Annotated in this window: 19 protein-coding genes; 9 read left to right on the forward strand and 10 right to left on the reverse strand. The window is 74.4% G+C overall.

Annotation, left to right across the window (positions count from 1 at the left end; all coding sequences use genetic code 11):
• The first annotated feature begins 13 nt into the window (after positions 1–13).
• Positions 14–718, forward strand: a complete 705-nt coding sequence (locus tag AFB00_RS27605) for a GntR family transcriptional regulator (protein ID WP_068799606.1) — start codon at positions 14–16, stop codon at positions 716–718.
• A 16-nt stretch (positions 719–734) separates the two neighbouring features.
• Here AFB00_RS27605 and AFB00_RS27610 read toward each other — a convergent pair whose 3' ends face one another.
• Together AFB00_RS27610 and AFB00_RS27615 are read right to left on the reverse strand one after the other, a co-directional pair.
• The gene (locus AFB00_RS27610) at positions 735–1,850 is read right to left on the reverse strand and encodes an FAD-dependent oxidoreductase (protein WP_068799607.1); all 1,116 of its coding nucleotides are present in this window, start codon (positions 1,848–1,850) and stop codon (positions 735–737) included.
• Complete coding sequence (locus AFB00_RS27615) at positions 1,847–2,242, reverse strand: hypothetical protein (RefSeq protein WP_068799608.1); 396 nt, start codon at positions 2,240–2,242, stop codon at positions 1,847–1,849. The genes AFB00_RS27610 and AFB00_RS27615 overlap by 4 nt, the downstream gene beginning before the upstream one ends.
• Positions 2,243–2,530: 288 nt before the next feature.
• Between AFB00_RS27615 and AFB00_RS34310 the strand changes: the two genes are divergently transcribed.
• The 3 genes from AFB00_RS34310 (at position 2,531) to AFB00_RS27630 (ending at position 4,536) form a co-directional block, all read left to right on the forward strand.
• On the forward strand, positions 2,531–2,701 hold the full coding sequence (locus AFB00_RS34310) for a hypothetical protein (RefSeq protein WP_197519681.1): 171 nt from the start codon (positions 2,531–2,533) through the stop codon (positions 2,699–2,701).
• A 162-nt stretch (positions 2,702–2,863) separates the two neighbouring features.
• Positions 2,864–3,883 carry a CPBP family intramembrane glutamic endopeptidase gene (locus tag AFB00_RS27625; protein WP_083275872.1) on the forward strand — a complete coding sequence of 340 codons (1,020 nt, stop codon included), beginning with the start codon at positions 2,864–2,866 and terminating at the stop codon, positions 3,881–3,883.
• A complete protein-coding gene (locus AFB00_RS27630) occupies positions 3,880–4,536 on the forward strand; it encodes a hypothetical protein (protein WP_068800741.1) in 657 nt (218 codons plus the stop codon). The genes AFB00_RS27625 and AFB00_RS27630 overlap by 4 nt, the downstream gene beginning before the upstream one ends.
• Before the next feature lie 79 nt (positions 4,537–4,615).
• Here the strand turns inward: AFB00_RS27630 and AFB00_RS27635 are convergent, their stop codons facing one another.
• Entirely contained in the window at positions 4,616–5,470 is an 855-nt protein-coding gene (locus tag AFB00_RS27635) for an alpha/beta fold hydrolase (protein ID WP_068799611.1), read from the reverse strand.
• A 154-nt stretch (positions 5,471–5,624) separates the two neighbouring features.
• Between AFB00_RS27635 and AFB00_RS27640 the strand changes: the two genes are divergently transcribed.
• Both AFB00_RS27640 and AFB00_RS27645 read left to right on the forward strand, forming a co-directional pair.
• Positions 5,625–6,275: a TetR/AcrR family transcriptional regulator gene (locus AFB00_RS27640; RefSeq protein WP_156819743.1), complete on the forward strand. Its 651-nt coding sequence runs from the start codon at positions 5,625–5,627 to the stop codon at positions 6,273–6,275.
• A gap of 79 nt (positions 6,276–6,354) precedes the next feature.
• On the forward strand, positions 6,355–7,350 hold the full coding sequence (locus AFB00_RS27645) for an LLM class flavin-dependent oxidoreductase (protein ID WP_068799613.1): 996 nt from the start codon (positions 6,355–6,357) through the stop codon (positions 7,348–7,350).
• Between the two features lie 30 nt (positions 7,351–7,380).
• On the opposite strand, the gene AFB00_RS27650 is transcribed toward AFB00_RS27645, so the two are convergent.
• Genes AFB00_RS27650 through AFB00_RS27665 form a run of 5 tightly spaced genes read right to left on the reverse strand, consistent with a single transcriptional unit; the run spans position 7,381 to position 11,372 of the window.
• The gene (locus AFB00_RS27650; RefSeq protein ID WP_068799614.1) at positions 7,381–8,388 is read right to left on the reverse strand and encodes a ketopantoate reductase family protein; all 1,008 of its coding nucleotides are present in this window, start codon (positions 8,386–8,388) and stop codon (positions 7,381–7,383) included.
• Positions 8,385–9,197 carry an SDR family NAD(P)-dependent oxidoreductase gene (locus tag AFB00_RS27655; RefSeq protein ID WP_231974107.1) on the reverse strand — a complete coding sequence of 271 codons (813 nt, stop codon included), beginning with the start codon at positions 9,195–9,197 and terminating at the stop codon, positions 8,385–8,387. The genes AFB00_RS27650 and AFB00_RS27655 overlap by 4 nt, the downstream gene beginning before the upstream one ends.
• Positions 9,194–9,943, reverse strand: coding sequence for an MFS transporter (locus AFB00_RS35215; RefSeq protein ID WP_231974108.1), 750 nt, complete (start codon positions 9,941–9,943; stop codon positions 9,194–9,196). The genes AFB00_RS27655 and AFB00_RS35215 overlap by 4 nt, the downstream gene beginning before the upstream one ends.
• Positions 9,944–9,948: 5 nt before the next feature.
• Complete coding sequence (locus AFB00_RS35220) at positions 9,949–10,479, reverse strand: MFS transporter (protein ID WP_231974109.1); 531 nt, start codon at positions 10,477–10,479, stop codon at positions 9,949–9,951.
• Complete coding sequence (locus tag AFB00_RS27665; RefSeq protein ID WP_068800742.1) at positions 10,476–11,372, reverse strand: polysaccharide deacetylase family protein; 897 nt, start codon at positions 11,370–11,372, stop codon at positions 10,476–10,478. The genes AFB00_RS35220 and AFB00_RS27665 overlap by 4 nt, the downstream gene beginning before the upstream one ends.
• Positions 11,373–11,588: 216 nt before the next feature.
• Between AFB00_RS27665 and AFB00_RS27670 the strand changes: the two genes are divergently transcribed.
• Both AFB00_RS27670 and AFB00_RS27675 read left to right on the forward strand, forming a co-directional pair.
• Positions 11,589–12,590 (forward strand): Lrp/AsnC family transcriptional regulator, encoded by a 1,002-nt coding sequence (locus tag AFB00_RS27670; protein WP_068799616.1) that lies wholly within the window; start codon positions 11,589–11,591, stop codon positions 12,588–12,590.
• On the forward strand, positions 12,587–14,998 hold the full coding sequence (locus tag AFB00_RS27675) for an amidohydrolase (RefSeq protein WP_068799617.1): 2,412 nt from the start codon (positions 12,587–12,589) through the stop codon (positions 14,996–14,998). Before AFB00_RS27670 ends, AFB00_RS27675 begins: the two co-directional genes overlap by 4 nt.
• Positions 14,999–15,011: 13 nt before the next feature.
• On the opposite strand, the gene AFB00_RS27680 is transcribed toward AFB00_RS27675, so the two are convergent.
• On the reverse strand, positions 15,012–15,434 hold the full coding sequence (locus AFB00_RS27680) for a TIGR03668 family PPOX class F420-dependent oxidoreductase (protein WP_068799618.1): 423 nt from the start codon (positions 15,432–15,434) through the stop codon (positions 15,012–15,014).
• A gap of 81 nt (positions 15,435–15,515) precedes the next feature.
• Here AFB00_RS27680 and mgrA point away from each other — a divergent pair, with 81 nt between their 5' ends.
• Positions 15,516–16,517, forward strand: coding sequence for an L-glyceraldehyde 3-phosphate reductase (mgrA, locus tag AFB00_RS27685; protein WP_068799619.1), 1,002 nt, complete (start codon positions 15,516–15,518; stop codon positions 16,515–16,517).
• On the opposite strand, the gene AFB00_RS27690 is transcribed toward mgrA, so the two are convergent.
• Positions 16,505–17,587, reverse strand: a complete 1,083-nt coding sequence (locus tag AFB00_RS27690; protein WP_068799620.1) for an amidohydrolase family protein — start codon at positions 17,585–17,587, stop codon at positions 16,505–16,507. The two genes, mgrA and AFB00_RS27690, sit on opposite strands and share 13 nt — an antisense overlap.
• Positions 17,588–17,769 lie beyond the last annotated feature (182 nt).

Raw genomic sequence — 17,769 nt, forward strand, 5'->3', positions numbered from 1 at the left:
CCCTGGGGAAGCCGTGGCGTCCGCTCTGCCGCTCGACGACGGTTCCGGGATCTCGCTCAGCGACCGGGTCGCCGAGACGCTGCAGGGCCGGGTCATCTCCGGGGAGATCCCGGTCGGCTCGTGGATCCGGCACGGCGCGGTGGCCGAGGAGTTCGCGATCAGCCGCACCCCGGTGCGCGAGGCCCTGCGGATCCTCGCCGAGCGCGACGTGGTCACGATCGTGCCGAACCGCGGCGCACGGGTGAACGGGCAGTCGCCGAGCGACATCCGCCTGATCGGTGCCGTCCGCTCCGAGCTGGAGGGGCTCGCCGCGCAGTGGGCCGCCGGCCGGATCGACGACCGGCTCTCCACCCGGCTGGAGACGGCGTGGGACCGGTTCCGCGAGATCGCGGACGGGTCCGCGCCCGGCGATCTCGCCCGGGAGTGGGCCGCGGCCAACGAGGAGTTCCACGCGGTGATCCTGGAGGCGGCGGGGAACAAGTACCTCTCGCTGTCGGTCGCCGAGCTGCGGCGGCGGTTGCCGCACAACATCTCCTTCGGTGCCTACGCCGGCAACTCCCGGCTGCTCGCCCGCAACCTCGCCGAGCACGACGACATCTCCCGCGCCGTCCTCGGCGGCGAGGCCGACCGTGCCCGCGAGCTGATGACCGCCCACATCCGGTCCTCGGTCGAGGCCGTCGCCGACTGGCTGGACCGCTCGGGCGGCCCGGGCCGCTGACCGCCGGTCCCGGCCGTCACGCCCCGACCGCCGCCGCGGTCTCGCGGAGCAGGGCGTTGCGCCGGTCGAGCGCCGCCGCGGTCGCCGGGACCATGATGTCGGCGTTGCCCGCGACGCTGCCCTGGGCCCGCCGCACCAGGGGGCGCTGGCGGGCCTCGTAGTCGGCGAACGCCGCCGCGAGGTCACCGGGCGACCGGCGCACCGCGTCGGCGAGGAACTCCGCCCCGGTCATCGCCAGGCTGGTACCCATGCCGGACAGCAGCGCGGCGCAGTGCGCGGCGTCGCCGAGCAGCACCACCCGGCCCCGGTGCCAGGCGGGCATCCGGGTCTGGGCGACCGAGTCGAAGTAGAACCCCGGCGAGTCCGGTGCCCGGAACGCGGCCCGCAGCGCGGGGACCTCCCAGACGTCGTCGGCCGCCAGGACGTCACCGGCGATCCGCCGCTGGGCGTCCGCGTCGCGGTCGTCACCGAGCCGCGGGCTGCGGAACATCAGCATCCCGAGCGGGCCGTCGGCGTCGTCGCGGATCGAGGCCATCCGGCCGGGTGCGTTGAACATGCCGGGGCGCCACGCCCGGCCGGGATCCAGCGAGACCAGCGCGACGTAGAGCCCGAGGTGCCGGACGAACCGCTCCTCCGGGCCGAAGGCCAGCCGCCGCACCGAGGAGTGCAGCCCGTCGGCGCCGACCACGAGGTCGTAGCGGTCGACGCCCTGCGTCGTCGTGACGGTCACCCCGGTGTCGTCCTGGTCCAGGCCGGTCACCTCGGTGCCGAAGCGGAACCGTGCACCGTCCCCGACCGCGGCGCGCAGGGTGTCGGCGAGCCGGTCGCGGGTGATCTCGACGTCGTCCGGGCTCTCGTCACCGAACCAGGCCACCGCGAACCGGGCGCGCACGGCGCCGTCCGGCCCGACGACGTCGTCCGGCACCCGGGGCGGGACCCGTTCGGCCCGGATCCGGTCGAGCACGCCCATCCGCTCCGCCGTGCCCAGCGCCGCACCGCGGACGTCGATCGGCGCACCGCCGCGGCGGATCCGGGGTGCACGCTCGACGACCGTCACGTCGCAGGAGTGCCGGGCGAACCAGTGGGCGGCCGACAACCCGGCCATGGCGGCGCCCGAGACGAGGACCCTCATCCGAGGTCCGGATGGCTGAGCCGGCCGCGGTCGTTCGTCTGCGCCGGGAGCGTCACCGGGCTCAGGGACCGCTCACCGACGAACTCGACGACGTAGTGGGTGACCGCGGCGGGGCCGACGTTGCGGATCCGGTGCGGGCGCATCGGGCCACCGGAGCCGACGGTCTTGAACATGCAGAACCCCGGCTCGGCGACCTGCCGGACGCCCCAGCCCGTGTCGCCCAGCTCCTGGGCCTCGGCCGTGCCCGCGTCCGGCCAGAGGACCAGGTGGTCGTGGTGGTGCTGGTGGAAGTCGAACATCCCCCCGTCCGCCTCCAGCGTCATCGACCAGACCCGGACCCGGTCGTTCTCGAAGATCAGCGTGTCGCCAGGGGTGGCTGGATGCTCGGCCATGACGCTCCCTCGCTCGACTGGGATGCAATGTAGCAAGCGGTGGATGCAAGAAGAAGGCCATGCGCTGCCCGCACCCGGGGAGGTCCGGGACCCTCGCAGGCGGGAACGGGCCGTCGGCACGGCCGGTCGGCGACCACCGCCGGAAACGCACGGTCCGGATCGGAACCCATTCGGGAACCATCCGGAACCCGACGAGGCCCTGCCGTTACGGCACGGTTCCGACGATTCTCCGAGATTCACCCGATGCGGGTTCGCGCAGGTCGGAACGCCCTGGCTACCATGCCCGGCATGGACGAATTCTCGGTCGGCGACACCGTGCGCATCACGGGCCGGACGATGACGGGAAACGTGGGAACCGTCATCCATCTCGACAAGAAGAACGAGAAGTATCTGGTGCGGATCAGCGCCGTGACGCAGAACTATTTCACCGCCGAGGAACTGGAGATCTTCACGAGCTAGCGGGCGCCCCCCGGGCGGGACCGCCGGGCGGGCGGGCCGGGGACGAGCCCGCCCGCCCGGGATCCGCATGACATCTGTCATGGGTGGACCCGTGCGCGACACCGGGAATCCGATGATCCACCGCACTCCGTAGCGGGCCGGTCCGCTCCTAGCGTCGTCGTCATGCGACCTCACGACCGTTCCGCCCCCACCCAGCCGGTCCGGGTGGCCGGTGCACCCGGCACCGCACCGGACGATCGACGTGCGGCGCCCGCCCCGAGCCGCGGGCCGCGCCCGGTCCCGCCGGGCGTCGAGTACCACCGGGTGCTGGCCGGGGAGAAGCGGCGCATCGGGCGCGGCGTGCTCGCCATCGTGCTGCTGCTCGCCGGGCTCGTCGTCTTCCCGGTCGTCCTCGGCCGGCTCGCCTTCCTCGTCGACGTGCAGCTCGGCAACACCACGCCCGACGCCGTCCCCGGCACGGTCTACACGCCGCTGCACCACGCCTCGGGGATGCTCGGGCTCGCGCTGCTCATCCCGTGGGCCATGACGCTGCAACGCCTGCTTTACGGGGTGCGCGGCGCAACGCTGCACTCGGTCGTCTCGCGGTTCCGGTTCGACCTGTTCGGGCGGGCGCTGCTGCTGGCGGGGCCGGTGCTGGTGGTCGTCACCCTGTTCGGGGCGGTCGGCCCGGTCGAGGGCGTCCCGTGGTCGCAGGCCGACCTGGTCGGCGTCCTGCTCGGGATCCTGCTGCTGACACCGCTGCAGGCCGCGGGCGAGGAGTACGGCGTCCGCGGGCTGGTGTTCCGGGTGCTCGGGAGCTGGACGCGCGGACCGCGGGCCGGGCTCGTCCTCGGTGTCGTCGTCTCCAGCGTCCTGTTCACCGCGGTCCACATGGCGACCGACCCGTACATCATCCTCTGGTACCTGGTGTGGTGGTCCAGCTCGGCGCTGATCACCTGGCGCACCGGCGGCCTGGAGGTCACCGTCGTCGTGCACGCCGTGATCAACACCGTCAGCCTCGCGATGGCCCCGCTGCTGCGGATCGATCTCGGAGCCGCGCTGGGCGAGCGGTCGACCGCCGTGGTGTCGGCCTACCAGCTCGTGCCCACCGCGACGGTGGCCCTCATCACCGCGGTGGTGTGGTGGTCCACCCGGCGGACCGGGCCCGCCCGGACCGTGGCCGCCCGAGGTGCCCGGCCGTGATCGGGAGGTACCGGCGGCGCTGGCAGCAGGCGAAGGTGCGGCCCGGGGACGGCAGCCCGCCGGCCCCGTACCGCTTCTGGCAGCTGTTCTCCCGCTCGATGTTCGTCCTGGAGCTGCCCGGCCCGTACGGCCGTCCCGACGTGTTCGAGGTCGACGTCCGCTACTACGCGGACAGCTCGACGACGGCGAGTCCGGCGGCCCTCTACCGCAACGGTGTGCAGGTCCACCGGTCCCGCATCCCGGTGGTGTTCCCGGTGCCCGGGGGGTGCATCGAGGTCGCCACAAGCGCGTTCGGGCTCAAGCGCATCCACTACGTGCGCGACGACGGCCACGAGGAGGTGCTGCGCCCGCATCCGCGCTCGCACGAGGGTCTGCGGGCGCGGTTCGGCAGGCGGTTCCCGCGGACCAGCTCCGTCGTGAGCGCGCTGGCCGTCTGTGTGCTGCTCGCCGGGCTCGCCGTCGCACTGCCGAAGACGGCGGAGACGCTCACCCACATCCCGGTCGTCGCCGAGCACGTGGGCGCGTTCACCTCGCCGGTCCGGCTCCCGGTCTGGGCCACCGTGACGCTCGCCGTCGCCGGGGCGTTCGCCGCCCTGGAACGGGCGCTCACCCTGCGCCACCACTGGCTGCTGGACATGCACACCTCGGACTAGACGCCTCGTCGCAGCGTCCACCCCGCCGTCGTCGGGGCGTCGACGACCCGGAGTCCACCGGACTCCGGGTCTTCCGGGCTCAGGGCTCCGCGCAGATCCGCCGGAGGACCTCGGGGAGCCTGGTGAGCGCGTGGCTGTGGCCCGATCCGGGCCACACCGTGAGCGTGCTCCCCGGTACGGCCGCCGCCTGGTCGACGACGTGCTGGAGGGGCACGTTGCGGTCGTGGTCACCGGCGTAGAAGTCGACCGGGCCGCCGACCTCGGACAGCTCGAATCCCCACGGCCGGACGAGCAGCCAGGTGTCGTGCACGACGCCGTGGAGCCCGTGGACGGTCGCGGCCCGCAGCATCGCGGCGGCGTCGGCCGCGAGCTCCGGGTGGGCGGCGATGTTCTCCCGGTCCTCGCGCGGCAGCAGGTCCCCGGGGACGGCGGCCGCGGCCCCGCCGGCGACGAGACGCTCGACGATCGGTGTCAGGGCGTCGATCCCCTCGGTCGCCGCAGCGAAGACGGCCCGGTTCACCTCGTGGAGCCCGGCGATCCGCTGCGGGCCGTCGAGGGGCCCCACCCCGCAGACCACCGCCGTCCGGACCACCCCGGGGTCCCCGGCCGCGGCACACGCGAGGGCGTAGGGGCCGCCACCCGACGTCCCGACGACCCGGTACCGGTCGAGTCCGAGGTGCTCGGCCAGTGCACTCACGTCCGCCGGCCAGTCGATGATGCGGCGGTCCGGGAGGAAGGTCGACAGCCCGCATCCCGGCCGGTCCGGAACGATCAGCCGGACACCGGTCCCGGCGGCGGCCGAGGCGAGACCGCGCCCCATGACCCGGCAGGAGGGGGCTCCGTGCAGGTAGACCACCGGGATCCCGTCCGCAGGGCCGTGCTCGTCCCAGACGAGTTCCCGGCCGTCGCTCAGCCGGAGTGAACGGGTGGACAACGACGACTCCTCACCGGTTCCGCACCGTGCTCGCGCCGACGACGGGGATCTCCCCGTGACCGGACGGCAGCATCGACACCAAAACGTAGGCGTGACTCCGTTTCAGACGGTACAGATCCGGTGGCCCGGACGCGTGACGGCCTAGGCTGACGCGGTGAGCTCCGGCAGGCGCGTGCGCAAGGACGTCCGCACCAACCGTGCCGCGCTGGTGTCCGCCGCCCGGACGGAGCTCGCCGAGCACGGGCTGGACATGAGCCTGGAGCGGGTCGCCCAGCGGGCCGGGCTCGGAGTCGCGACGCTCTACCGGCACTTCCCGCACCGCGCGGAGCTCCTCGACGCCGTGCTGGCCGAGGTCCTCGGCAGGTACGCGGATCTCGCGAGGGCGGCGCTGGACGACCCCGATCCCTGGCGCGGCTTCGTCACGTTCCTCGAGCGGACGACGCGTCTGGAGGCTGCGGACCGCGGGCTCAACGACCTGCTCTCGATGGACCTCGACGGCACGCCGGCCTGCCGGGCGGCGAAACAGGAGCACTACCGCACCGTGTGTGCGGTCATCGCCCGCGCGCAGGAGGACGGATCGCTGCGGGCCGACCTGCGGGCCGAGGACCTGGTGTTCCTCACCTGGGGACACGCCCGGATCCTGGAGGCGGCCGCGCTCACCGACCGGCCGGAGATCTGGCGGCGGCACCTCGCGTTCCTCCTGGACGGTTTCCGGGCGGGTGCCGCCACGGCGGCTCCGCTCCCGCCGGTGCCGCCGGAGGAGATGCAGCAGATCATGGAGCGGCTCGGTACACGTCGGTCCTGAGTGCGCGGCCCGCGGAAGACGGAGGGCCCCTCCGTTGTTGGACCGGAGGTCCGGCCCCGCGTGAACGAGAGGTCCTGCCGTGTCACTCCCCCTGCCGTTGTCGATCCTCGACCTGGCCACCGTCACCCGGGACGAGAGCGTGGGCGAGGCGCTGGAGGCCAGCACGACGCTGGCCCAGCGTGCGGAGGAATGGGGTTTCCGGCGCATCTGGTACGCCGAGCACCACAACATGCGCGGCATCGCCTCCGCCGCGACCAGCGTGCTCATCGCGCATGTCGCCGCCCGCACCGAGCGGATCACCCTCGGCTCCGGCGGCGTGATGCTGCCCAACCACTCGCCGCTGCAGATCGCCGAGCAGTTCGGCACCCTGGCCGAGCTGCACCCGGGCCGGATCGAGCTGGGGCTGGGCCGCGCGCCGGGGACCGACCAGGAGACGGTGCGCGCCCTGCGCCGGGACCCGGCCGCGTCCGAGCGCTTCCCGCAGGACGTGCAGGAGCTGCAGGGGTTCCTCGGCGAGCACAGCACGATTCCCAACGTGGCGGCCTATCCGGGCCGCGGCACCGGGGTCCCGCTGTTCGTCCTGGGCTCCTCGCTCTACGGGGCCCAGGTCGCCGCGGCACTCGGCCTGCCCTACGCGTTCGCCTCGCACTTCGCGCCGGACGCCCTGCAGCGGGCCGTCGCCCTGTACCGCGCGGAGTTCCGCCCGTCGGCCCAGCTCTCCGCGCCGCGGGTGCTGGCCGGGGTGAACGTGATCGCCGCGGACTCCGACGAGGAGGCCCAGGACGAGCTCCGGCAGGTCCAGCGCCAGCGGGTGCGGCTGTTCGCCGGTCGCCGGGGGACCTCGCTCACCGACGCCGAGACCGACGTCGTGCTCGACGGACCCGCGGGTGACCAGATCCGGTCGATGACCCGGCACAGCGCGGTCGGCACGCCGGACACCGTCACCCGCTACCTGGAGGAGTTCGCCGCCCTCGCCGACGCCGACGAGCTGATCGTCGCCGGGGCCGCCACCCGCCGGGAGAGGTGGTGGCGCAGCTGGGAGCTGCTCGCGTCGAAGGTCCAGACCGGGTCCTGACCCGGCCCGCCGGTACCGGGCCGGCGCCGGTCAGGCCCGGGCCCCGGCCAGCGCGACGAGGTGGGACTCCGACATCGGCACCCGGCCGTTCTCGACGTCGGCCAGGCGCTCCAGCAGAGCGGTGAGCGCCGGCACCGGGAGGCAGCGCTCCGCCGCCGCGGCGAGCACCGGCCGGAAGTGGTGGAACGACTCGACCGGCCGGCGCCGCACCGCGATGTCGCGCCAGATCCCGCTGCGGTCCTTGGGCATCGTGGCCAGCCACGCGACGAGCCGGTCGGTCGCGGCGTCCGCGCCGGACCCGCCGGGCAGGTACGGGCCGGGGTCCCAGCCGTCGAACGGCTCCGGGCGCACACCGCGGGCCACCGCGACGGCCAGCACCTCCCCCGCGAGCCGGTGCATGAGCGCGCGGTGCCGGTCGATCAGCTCCGCCATGGGGGCGTCGGCCAGCGCCGTCGCCGTCAGCAACGCGCCGAAGCCGAGCTTGGACCACAGGTACCCGGTGACGTTGCCGTCGGCCCGTGCCGGTCCCCACGCCTGCAGGTCCGCGACCAGCGTGTCGACCCGGGCGCTGGGCCGGCCGTCGGTCTCGCCGACCACCAGCGCACCGCGCCCGCCGTCGCGGATCACGCCGGGCGACTCCACGTCGGCGAAGAGGTTGACGAACGCCGCGACCGTGCGGCCGGGGCCGATCCGCTCGGCGATCCGGTCCTCGTTCAGGCCGTTCTGCAGCGACACGACCCAGCCGTCCGGGCGCAGCCGCGGTGCGATCAGGTCCAGCGCCGCCGCGGTGGCCTGGGACTTGACGGCGAGCAGGACCGCGCCGAGATCGCCGGGGGCGTCCTCGTCGGGTGTCCGGGCCACGACGTCGGCGACCGTCTCGCTCCCGTCGGGGTGGCGCACCCGCAGCCCACCGGACCGGATCGCGGCGACGTGCGCGGTGTCGGCGTCGACGACCTGCACGTCGTGCCCGGCCCGGTGCAGGTGCGCCGCCAGCGTCCCGCCGATCGCTCCCCCGCCGACGACGGTGTAGCGGCTCATCCGGTCCCCTCCTGCAGGTCCGACTCGCCGTCCCAGTGCAGCGGCAGCGTGGTGGTCCCGGCGGTCGAGCCGCCGTCGACGCGCAGTACCGCGCCGGTCACCCAGCCCGCGTCCGGGCCGCAGAGCCAGTGCACCGCCCCGGTGATGTCGCCGGGCACACCGCGCCGCCCGAGCGGGTTCGCCGAGACCGCGGCGGCGTAGGTCTCCGACACCGGGTTGACCGCGCTGTCGACGGTCACGAAACCGGGGGCGACCGCGTTGACCCGGATGCCGAGCGGTCCCAGCTCGACCGCGCAGGCACGGGTCAGCATCTCCAGGGCCGCTTTCGAGGTGCAGTAGTGCGCCGCACCGGGCCGGGCCCGGGTCGCGGCGCCGGAGGAGATGTTGACGACCGCGCCGGGCCGCCCGAGAGCCGCCAGCGCCCGCCCGGTGGCCACGGTGAGCGCCATCGGTGCGCGCACGTTGAGCGCCTGCACGCGGTCCCAAGCCTGCTCGGTCATCTCCAGCAGCGGCCGGGCCGGGTAGACCCCGGCCGCGTTGACGAGCACGTCCGGCGGGTCGCCGGGGTCGATCACGTCGTCCGCGGCGCCGGGCACGGTGAGGTCGCTGACCACGGTGGTGACCCGGGCGTCGGGACACCGCTCGTGCAGTTCCGCGGCGCGCTCGGCCAGCTCGGCCGCGCGGAGGTCGACCAGCGTGATCCGCACCGGCCTCCCCGGCGTCGCGTCCGCGGCGAACCGGGCGGCGACGGCCGCCCCGATCCCGCCGGACGCCCCGGTGACCAGCACGGTCGGCGTAACAGGACTCACGGCAGGGGCCGTCCCTTCGTCTCGGGCATCGTCGCGTACACCACGACGCCGACCAGCGCGGCGGCGGCGACGTAGAGCCACACCAGGTCGCCGAGCCCGCTCGTGGTCATCGCGGTGGTCACGTAGGGGGCGGTGCCGCCGAACAACGCCACCGCCAGCGCGTAGGGCAGTCCCACGCCGGTGCTGCGGACCTCGGCCGGGAACTGCTCGGCCATCACGACCGCGCAGTTCGCCGAGTAGCCGACGATGAGCAGCAGCCCGACGATCTCGATCGCGAGCAGCCCGGCGAAGGAGTTCCCCAGCAGGGCGAAGGCCGGCCAGGCGAACACGACGAAGCCGCCGGCGAAGGCGAGCATCGTCGGCCGGCGGCCGACCCGGTCGGACAGGATCCCGCCGAACGGCAGCGCGACCAGGAACACCACCAGCGCGATCGTGTTGGCCAGCAGGGCGTCGCGCAGCGGGATGCCGGTTCGCAGGTGCGCGTAGGCCGGCATGAACGAGACCCAGATGTAGTAGATCAACGTCCCGGCCACGGTGATCCCGACGACGCGCAGCGCGGCCCGCGGGTGCTCGCGCACCATCACGACGAACGGGTTGCGCCGCGGCCCGGGGGTCTGCGCCACCCGGGCGAACGCGTCGGTCTCCGCGACCGAGACCCGCAGCCACAGGCCCACCAGCCCCAGCAGCGCGCCGATCCCGAACGCCACCCGCCAGCCCCAGCTCTGCAGCGCGGCCTCGTCGAGCACCGTCGTCAGCAGGTTCCCATCCCCGCGGCGAGCAGTGTCCCGGCCCCGACCGACACCTGCTGCCAGGACCCGGCGAACGCCCGGCGGCGCGGTGCCGCGGACTCGACCATGAACGTCGAGGACGACCCGAACTCCCCGCCCGCGGAGAACCCCTGCACCAGCCGCGCCAGCAGCAGGATCAGCGGCGCCACGACCCCGACCTGCGCGTAGGTCGGGGCGACGGCGATCACCGCGGACGCCCCGGACATGAGCCCGATGGTCAGGGTCAGGCCCTTCTTGCGCCCGTGCCGGTCGGCGTAGGCCCCCAGCACCGCGCCGCCGACCGGGCGCATCACGAACCCGACGGCGAAGACCGCCAGGGTCGAGAGCAGGGCGGCGGTGCCGTCGCCGTCCGGGAAGAACTGGGCGGCGAAGATCGGGGCGAAGGTGGCGTAGACGGCCCAGTCGACCCACTCGACGGTGTTCCCGACCGCACCGGCGACGAGGGCCTTGCGCTGGTGCGGCGCGAGCCGGGTCCCCGGCTCGGCGGCGCTCACCCGGCCGCCGCCAGCACGTGCGCGACGACGTCGGCGTGGGTGGCGAACCAGGCGTCGCCGGTGCCGGCGATGTGCCCGAGCAGCTCGTCGAGCACGACCAGCCGGGACCGGTGCCCGATCACGTGCGGGTGCATCGTCAGCTGGAACAGTCCGCCGGCCGCGCGGGCGGCGTCGAACTCGTCGCGCCAGATCCGCCCGACCTCGCGCGGCGGGGTGTACGGGCGCAGCCCGGTGAAGCGGTCCATCCCGAAGTAGGGCACGTCGTCGCGGATCCACTCCACCGGCAGCTCGACGACACCGGTGGGCTCGCCGCGGGAGAGCAGCTCGTAGGGCTCGTCGTCGGCCATCAGCGACGAGTCGTAGGCCAGCCCCAGCTCGACGACGAGATCGAGGGTGGCGGCGGAGAAGTCCCAGGACGGGGTGCGCAGCCCGACCGGCCGGGTCCCGGACTGCGCCGTCAGCACGTCCGCGGCCCGCAGCATGAGCTCGCGCTCGTCGGCCGGGGCCAGGGTGGTGTTGCGCTCGTGGATCCAGCCGTGCAGGGCCACCTCGTGCCCCTCGGCGGCGTAGCGCGCGACCTCGCCGTCGTGCAGCAGCGCGGAGACCGCGGGGACGAAGAACGACGCCGGGACCTCGTGCCGGCGCAGCAGCTCCAGGATGCGCGGCACGGCGACCCGGGCGCCGTACTCACCGGCGGCGAGCTTGCCGGGGAGGACCTCGCCGTCGCGCAGGGCCGGGGTCTCGTGGTCGGAGTCGAACGAGATCGCCACCGCCACCCGCCTGCCGCCGGGCCACCGGGCCGGGGTGAGCGAGCGCCCGGCACGAACGTGCTCGACGTGGCCGCGCCAGCGCTCCTCGGGCCACCGCCAGGGTGCGTCCTCCGGTCCGGTCATGGAGCCCTCCGTTCTCCGCGGATGGTCACCGACCGGCCGGGCCGGCGCCTCGCGACCACCGTCCACGATGAAATCCGTCAGGGCAATGGGGCCCGACGCATCCTTCCGTCAGAACCGACTACGGATCGCCGGATCCCGGCAGCCGCTCGCGTAAATTGCCGGTTTCCATCACGAGAAACCGTTGACTGGTGGCTTCGCTCACATCACAGTGGCGCAATGGGTGACATCGCCAGGCTGGACGAGCTGGACCGGCAGATCGTCGCCGCCCTGCAGGTCGACGGGCGGGCGTCGTGGTCGGCCGTGGCGCACGCGCTGGGCACCTCGGAGACCACCGTGGCCCGGCGCGGCCAGTACCTGCTCGACTCGCGCACGGTCACCGTCACCGGCCTGCTCGACGACCTGCGCTGCGGGCTCGGCATCGGGATCATCGTGCGCATGCGCTGCCGGCCCGGCCGGGCCAACGCCGTCGCCGACGCACTCGCCGAGCTGCCGACCGTCCGCTTCGTCACCGTGGTGTCCGGCAGCGCCGACGTCGCCGCGGAACTCGTCGTCCCCCGCCACGAGGACGTCGCGTCCGTGCTGGTCGAGGACCTCCCGCGGCCCGACGACATCGTCGACACCGAGTCGATGGTCGTCGTCCGCAAGTTCCGCGCCTTCGAGGAGTGGGACACCGGCCTGCTCGGCCCGGCCGCGACCGCGGCGCTGCGCCCGCGCCGCGCGGTGGGCGAGCACACCGACTGGAGCCGGATCGAACGGCTCAGCGAGTCGGAGCTGGTCATCGCCCGGCTGCTCGCCCGCCAGGGCCGCGCCACCTACACCCGGATCGCCGCCGCGTCGGGGGCCAGCGAGTCGACCGTGGCCCGCCGGGTCGAGTCCCTGGTGACCCGGGGCTGCCTGCGGTTCCGGGCGATGTTCGAGCCGCAGGTCGTCGGCTTCGACGTCAACTTCATGCAGTGGCTCGCCGTCGAGCCGTCCCGGCTGGAGGAGGCCGGGCGGCTGCTGGCCAAGGAGCCGTCCTCGCGCTACGTCGGGGCCACCACCGGCCGGTTCAACCTCGTCCTGCACGGGTCGCTGCCCGGCTACGGGGACCTCTACGACTACCTCACCCGGGTGGTCGGGTCCCTGCCCGGCGTGCAGGCCGCCGACATGACCCTGCAGGCCAGAACGCTGAAACGGGCCTGGCTGCGGCTCGGCGACGACGAGCGGGTGGTCGCATGAGCACCCGGTGGCTCGCCGGAGCGCTGGTCCTCGCCGGCGCCCTGCTCGCCGGGTGCGCGCCGGCACCGGCCGGCCCGGCCGAGACCGGCACCGTCCGGACGGTGCTGCTGTCGGACCCGTCGAGCTTCGACCCGGCGCTGGCCCAGGGCCAGCAGACCTTCCAGGTCGCCGGGCTGCTCTACGACACCCTGCTGCGCCGCGACGCCGGTGGGCGGCTGGTCGGCGGCCTGGCTACCGGCTGGGACGCCGTCTCCCCCTCGGACTACACGTTCGACGTTCGGCGCGACGCCACCTGTGCCGACGGCACCCCGATCACCGCGACCGTCGTCGCCGACTCGCTGCGCCGCCTCTCGAGCCCCGAGCTGAAGTCCACCTGGAAGAACCTCGTGTTCGGCACCGGGGCGGTCACCGTCACCGCGGACGACGCGGCGGGCCGGGTCCGCGTGCAGCTCGCGACCCCGTTCACCACGCTCCCGCAGGGGCTGTCCATCGCCCAGGCCGGCATCGTCTGCCCGGCCGGGACCGCCGACCCGGACGGCCTCGCCGCGGGTTCGGTGCCGGGAGCGTTCTCCGGGCCGTGGGTGCTGGAGCAGGCCCAGCAGGGACTGTCCTACGCCTTCGCGCTCCGCCCGGACTACGACGCCTGGCCGCGGTTCTCGACCCCGCTGCAGGGCAGGCCGCCGGAGCGGATCGAGGCCGCGATCTCGACCGACCAGTCGAGCCTGGCCAACCAGATCCTGGCCGGCGACATCGACCTGGGCCAGTTCGCCGACCCGGCGGCGGTGGCCCGGTTCGAGGCCCAGCCGGACGTGCACCGCTACCCGGTCACGACGTCGACCGCCTACGTGGTGTTCAACCAGCGTCCGGGGCGGATCTTCGCCGACCGGCCCGAGCTGCGCCGCGGCGTCGCGGCGGCGATCGACCAGCGGGCGTTCAACCAGGTGTTCTCCAAGGGCACCGCCGAGGTGCTCGCCTCGGTGTCCCCGGCCAGCTTCGAGTGCGCCAACACCGACCGGTCGCTGATGCAGCAACGGGACCCGGAGCTCGCCGCGCGCACCCTCACCGGGCAGGGCCCGATCACGATGATCGGCAACACCGCCAACCGGCAGTTCTCCGGGGGCGCCGACTACCTCTACGCGGCCCTGGCCGACGCCGGGGCCCAGGTGCGCATGGACAAGGTCGACAACGCGACGTTCTGGTCCACGATCGCCGAGGGCGACTCGGACTGGGACATGGTCTTCCTCGGGGACCTCAACTCGGTGGGCGCGATCAGCGCCTCGCTGGACCGGGTGATCGGCACCGGGGTCGGCGGGACCGGCGTGGTCGGCGTGCTGCGCAACGGCCCCGGCACCTCGGTACTGCTGCGCGCCGACATGGACGCGCTCCCCGTCGCCGAGGTCGAGAAGGTGCCCTACCGCAGCACGGTCACCACCACCGGCCCGGACGGCGACACCACACCGGTCATGCACGCCTGCGGCCACGACACCCACGTCACCGCGCTGCTGGGTGCGGCGGCGCAGCTCGCGGCGCACCGCGGGCACTGGTCCGGCACGGTGCTGGCGGTGTTCCAGCCCGCCGAGGAGATCGGCGCCGGGGCCAGGGCCATGCTCGACGACGGGTTCGCCGACCGCTTCCCCGCCTACGACGTGGCGCTCGGCCAGCACATCACCTCCGCCCCGCGCGGGCACCTCTACGCCCGGCCGGGCGTGTTCATGGCCGCCGCGGACAGCCTGCGGGTGACCGTGTTCGGCCGGGGCGGGCACGGCTCCACCCCGCAGGCGTGCGTCGATCCGATCGTCATCGCGGCGTCGATGGTGCTCCGGCTGCAGACCGTCGTCGCGCGCGAGATCGCCCCGTCCGACGTCGCCGTCGTCACCGTGGGCGCGATCCGGGCCGGGTCGAAGGAGAACGTCATCCCGGACCGGGCGGAGCTGAAGCTGAACATCCGCACGTTCGACCCGGACGTCCGGGAGACGGTGCTCGCCGCCGTGCGCCGGATCGTCGACGCCGAGGCGGCCGCCGGCGGTGCTCCCCGGCCGCCGGAGATCGCGCCGCTCAACGACTTCCCGCTGCTGCGCAACGACGAGACCGCGACCGCCCGGCTCGTCGAGGCGTTCACCGGGCACTTCGGGGCCGGCCAGGTGCACGACACCATCGCCAAGGCGGGCAGCGAGGACTTCGGGATGTTCGGCACCGTGGCCGGGGTGCCGTCGGTGTTCTGGAACTTCGGCGGCTTCGACCCCGACCTCTACCCGGACGGCCCGCAGCGCCCGCAGCCCGCCGTCGCCGCCGGTCTGGCGCCCGGCGGGCACTCCCCGGACTTCGTCCCGACCGGGGTCGAGCCGACCCTGAACCGGGCGGCCGAGGCGCTGGTGGTGGCCGCGGCGGCATGGCTCGACCCGGCGTGAGCGGGTCGGTCGCTCAGACCGCCGACCAGCCGCTCCACGCCTGCGGGGAGAGCACGAGCACCGGGCCGTCCGGACGGTCGGCCCGGTAGGGCGGGTACTTGCCGACGAGCGCGTCGATCGCGCGGTCCCGCAGCCCGCCGTCGGTGTGCTCGGCGGCCGTCGCGTCCAGACGCACCCACCACAGGTGCGACCAGTCGTCGTCGTACCGGTCGGCGAGCAGGCCCACCCGCGGGTCGCGCCCGACGTCGCGCAGCCGGGCCAGCCGGGTGCCGGACTTCGGTTTCACCCGGTCCACCGCGGAGCACACCAGGCCGTCCACCAGCACGAAGGTGATCGGGACCAGGCGGGGCGTGCCGTCACGGCGCAGCGTCGCCAACCGGGCGACCGGGGCCGCGGCCAGCCGGTCGCGGCACGCGTCGGGATCGAGCGTCGGCACGCCGGTGAGTGTGGCACGCGAGCAGTGTCGGTGGGCCGCCGTAACGTCGCCACCACGACTCCCCACGCGAAGGGCAAGACGATGAGCTACCGGGCGGACGACGACCGCTACACGACGATGCCCTACCGCCGCAGCGGGCGCAGCGGCCTGCTCCTCCCGGCCGTCTCGCTGGGCCTGTGGCAGAACTTCGGCGACGTCAACCCGATCGACGGCCAGCGGGCGATCCTGCGCCGGGCGTTCGACCGCGGGGTGACCCACATCGACCTGGCGAACAACTACGGCCCGCCCTACGGCAGCGCCGAGACCAACTTCGGGCGGATCTTCGCCGACGACCTCCGCCCCCACCGCGACGAGCTGGTGATCTCGACCAAGGCCGGGTTCGACATGTGGCCGGGCCCGTACGGCGACCACGGTTCCCGCAAGTACCTGCTGGCCAGCCTGGACCAGTCGCTGGGCCGGATGGGCCTGGACCACGTCGACGTCTTCTACTCCCACCGGCCCGATCCCGACACCCCGCTCGAGGAGACGATGGGCGCGCTGCACACCGCCGTGCAGTCCGGCCGGGCGATCTACGCCGGGATCTCGAGCTACTCCCCCGAGCGGACCCGGCAGGCGGCCGAGATCCTGGCCGGGCTGGGCACACCGCTGCTGATCCACCAGCCGTCCTACTCGATGTTCAACCGCTGGGTCGAGGACGGGCTGCTCGACACGCTCGGCGAACTCGGTGTCGGGTGCATCGCGTTCTCCCCGCTGGCCCAGGGCCTGCTGACCGGCCGCTACCTCGACGGCATCCCCGCCGGGTCCCGGGCCGCCCGGGAGGGCTCGTTGCGCACCGACATGCTCGACGAGGACACGCTGTCCCGGATCCGCGCGCTGAACGAGGTGGCGGCGGGCCGCGGGCAGAGCCTCGCCCAGCTCGCGCTGTCCTGGGTGCTGCGTGACGCCCGGGTCACCAGCGTCCTGGTCGGGGCGTCCTCGGTGGCCCAGCTCGACGACAACCTCGACGCCGTCGACCGGCTGGACTTCGACGACGAGGAGCTGTCCACGATCGACCGGTACGCCGTGGACCGTCAGCGGCGGTAGGGCTCGCCGGCGATCCACACCGCCCGGATCGCCCGGGTGGCGGTGATGTCCGTGGCCGGGTCGCCGTCGACGAGCAGGAGGTCGGCGCGCCGGCCGGGTGCGATCCGGCCCCGGTCGGTGAGCCCGAACCGGGCGGCGGGCAGCGAGGTGGCCGCGACGAGCGCGTCGACCGGCGGGTACCCCGCCCCGACCAGCAGTTCCAGTTCGTGGTGCAGGCTCGCCCCGAGCGGGATCGAGAACGGCAGCCCCGGCTGCTCGACCGAGTCCGTCCCGGCCAGCACCGGCACCCCGGCCTCCCGCATCGCCCGCACCGAGTCCCGGGCCGCCCCGTAGGTCTCCCCCGGTGCGGCCCGGGCCGCGGTGAGCACCTCCGCGACGGTGAGGGTGGGGATCGCCAGCCGTCCCCCGGCCGTCATCGCCGCGGCGAGGTCGGCACCGACCGGGGTGCCGGTCGGGACGTGGGTGAGGACGTCGGCGCCCGCCTCGTGGGCGAGCACGAACGCGTCGTGATGGCTCGCGTGCGCGACGACCCGGCGGCCGAGCGCATGCGCCTCCCGCACCACCGCGGCGACCACCTCGGGCGACGGTCCGCCGCGGCCGGGGGCCTCGACCACCACCTTGAGGTAGTCCGATCCGTCGGCGATCCGGCGGGCGACGCCCTCGGCGGCCGCGTCCGGATCGGTCACCACCGCGTACTCCGGCATCCCGAAGCGGGAGTGCGGCCCGGCCGGGCCGATCACCGGTACCCCGGCGCTGAGCAGGTCGGCGGTGCCGGTCTCGGCCCGTAGCGCCGCCGTCGTCGACGCGGGCCAGGAGGCCATGTCGAACGCGGTCGTCACACCGTGGGCGGCGAGCGCGTCGAGGTGGCGGCGGGTGGTGAGGTGCACGTGCGCGTCGATCAGGCCCGGCAGCACGGTGCCACCCGCCCCGTCGACGACCTCCGCCCCCGCCGGCACGGCGGCCCCCGGCCCGGCGGCGACGACCGTGCCGCCGTCGACGACCACGGTGCCGGTCCCGGCGGAGCGCTCCCCGTCGAAGATCCGGACTCCGGTGATGGCGATCGTGCTCATCGTTCTCCCGTCCTCGGGCTGGGCGCCGGGACGGGGCGCCCGTCCTCGCGTCCATCGTCGCCGCCGCGGGCCGGTACCGCCGGACGACCGGGTGCGCCACGTCCAGACCTGCCACCCGAACGCGCTATGGACGCTGTCCCGCGGTGCAGATTTTCGGCCTGTGCGCGCCTGTCCTGTTGCGC

It is taken from the genome of Pseudonocardia sp. HH130630-07 (assembly GCF_001698125.1).
Lineage (GTDB): Bacteria > Actinomycetota > Actinomycetes > Mycobacteriales > Pseudonocardiaceae > Pseudonocardia.

Bases quoted from the DNA above. Each gene is read 5' to 3' on its own strand.
- AFB00_RS27665 (WP_068800742.1), bottom strand. From the start codon at position 11,372: ATGACCGGACCGGAGGACGCACCCTGGCGGTGGCCCGAGGAGCGCTGG.
- AFB00_RS27650 (WP_068799614.1), bottom strand. From the start codon at position 8,388: ATGAGCCGCTACACCGTCGTCGGCGGGGGAGCGATCGGCGGGACGCTG.
- AFB00_RS27690 (WP_068799620.1), bottom strand. From the start codon at position 17,587: ATGAGCACGATCGCCATCACCGGAGTCCGGATCTTCGACGGGGAGCGC.
- AFB00_RS27670 (WP_068799616.1), top strand. From the start codon at position 11,589: ATGGGTGACATCGCCAGGCTGGACGAGCTGGACCGGCAGATCGTCGCC.
- AFB00_RS34310 (WP_197519681.1), top strand. From the start codon at position 2,531: ATGGACGAATTCTCGGTCGGCGACACCGTGCGCATCACGGGCCGGACG.
- AFB00_RS27625 (WP_083275872.1), top strand. From the start codon at position 2,864: ATGCGACCTCACGACCGTTCCGCCCCCACCCAGCCGGTCCGGGTGGCC.
- AFB00_RS27675 (WP_068799617.1), top strand. From the start codon at position 12,587: ATGAGCACCCGGTGGCTCGCCGGAGCGCTGGTCCTCGCCGGCGCCCTG.
- AFB00_RS27615 (WP_068799608.1), bottom strand. From the start codon at position 2,242: ATGGCCGAGCATCCAGCCACCCCTGGCGACACGCTGATCTTCGAGAAC.
- mgrA (WP_068799619.1), top strand. From the start codon at position 15,516: ATGAGCTACCGGGCGGACGACGACCGCTACACGACGATGCCCTACCGC.
- AFB00_RS27610 (WP_068799607.1), bottom strand. From the start codon at position 1,850: ATGAGGGTCCTCGTCTCGGGCGCCGCCATGGCCGGGTTGTCGGCCGCC.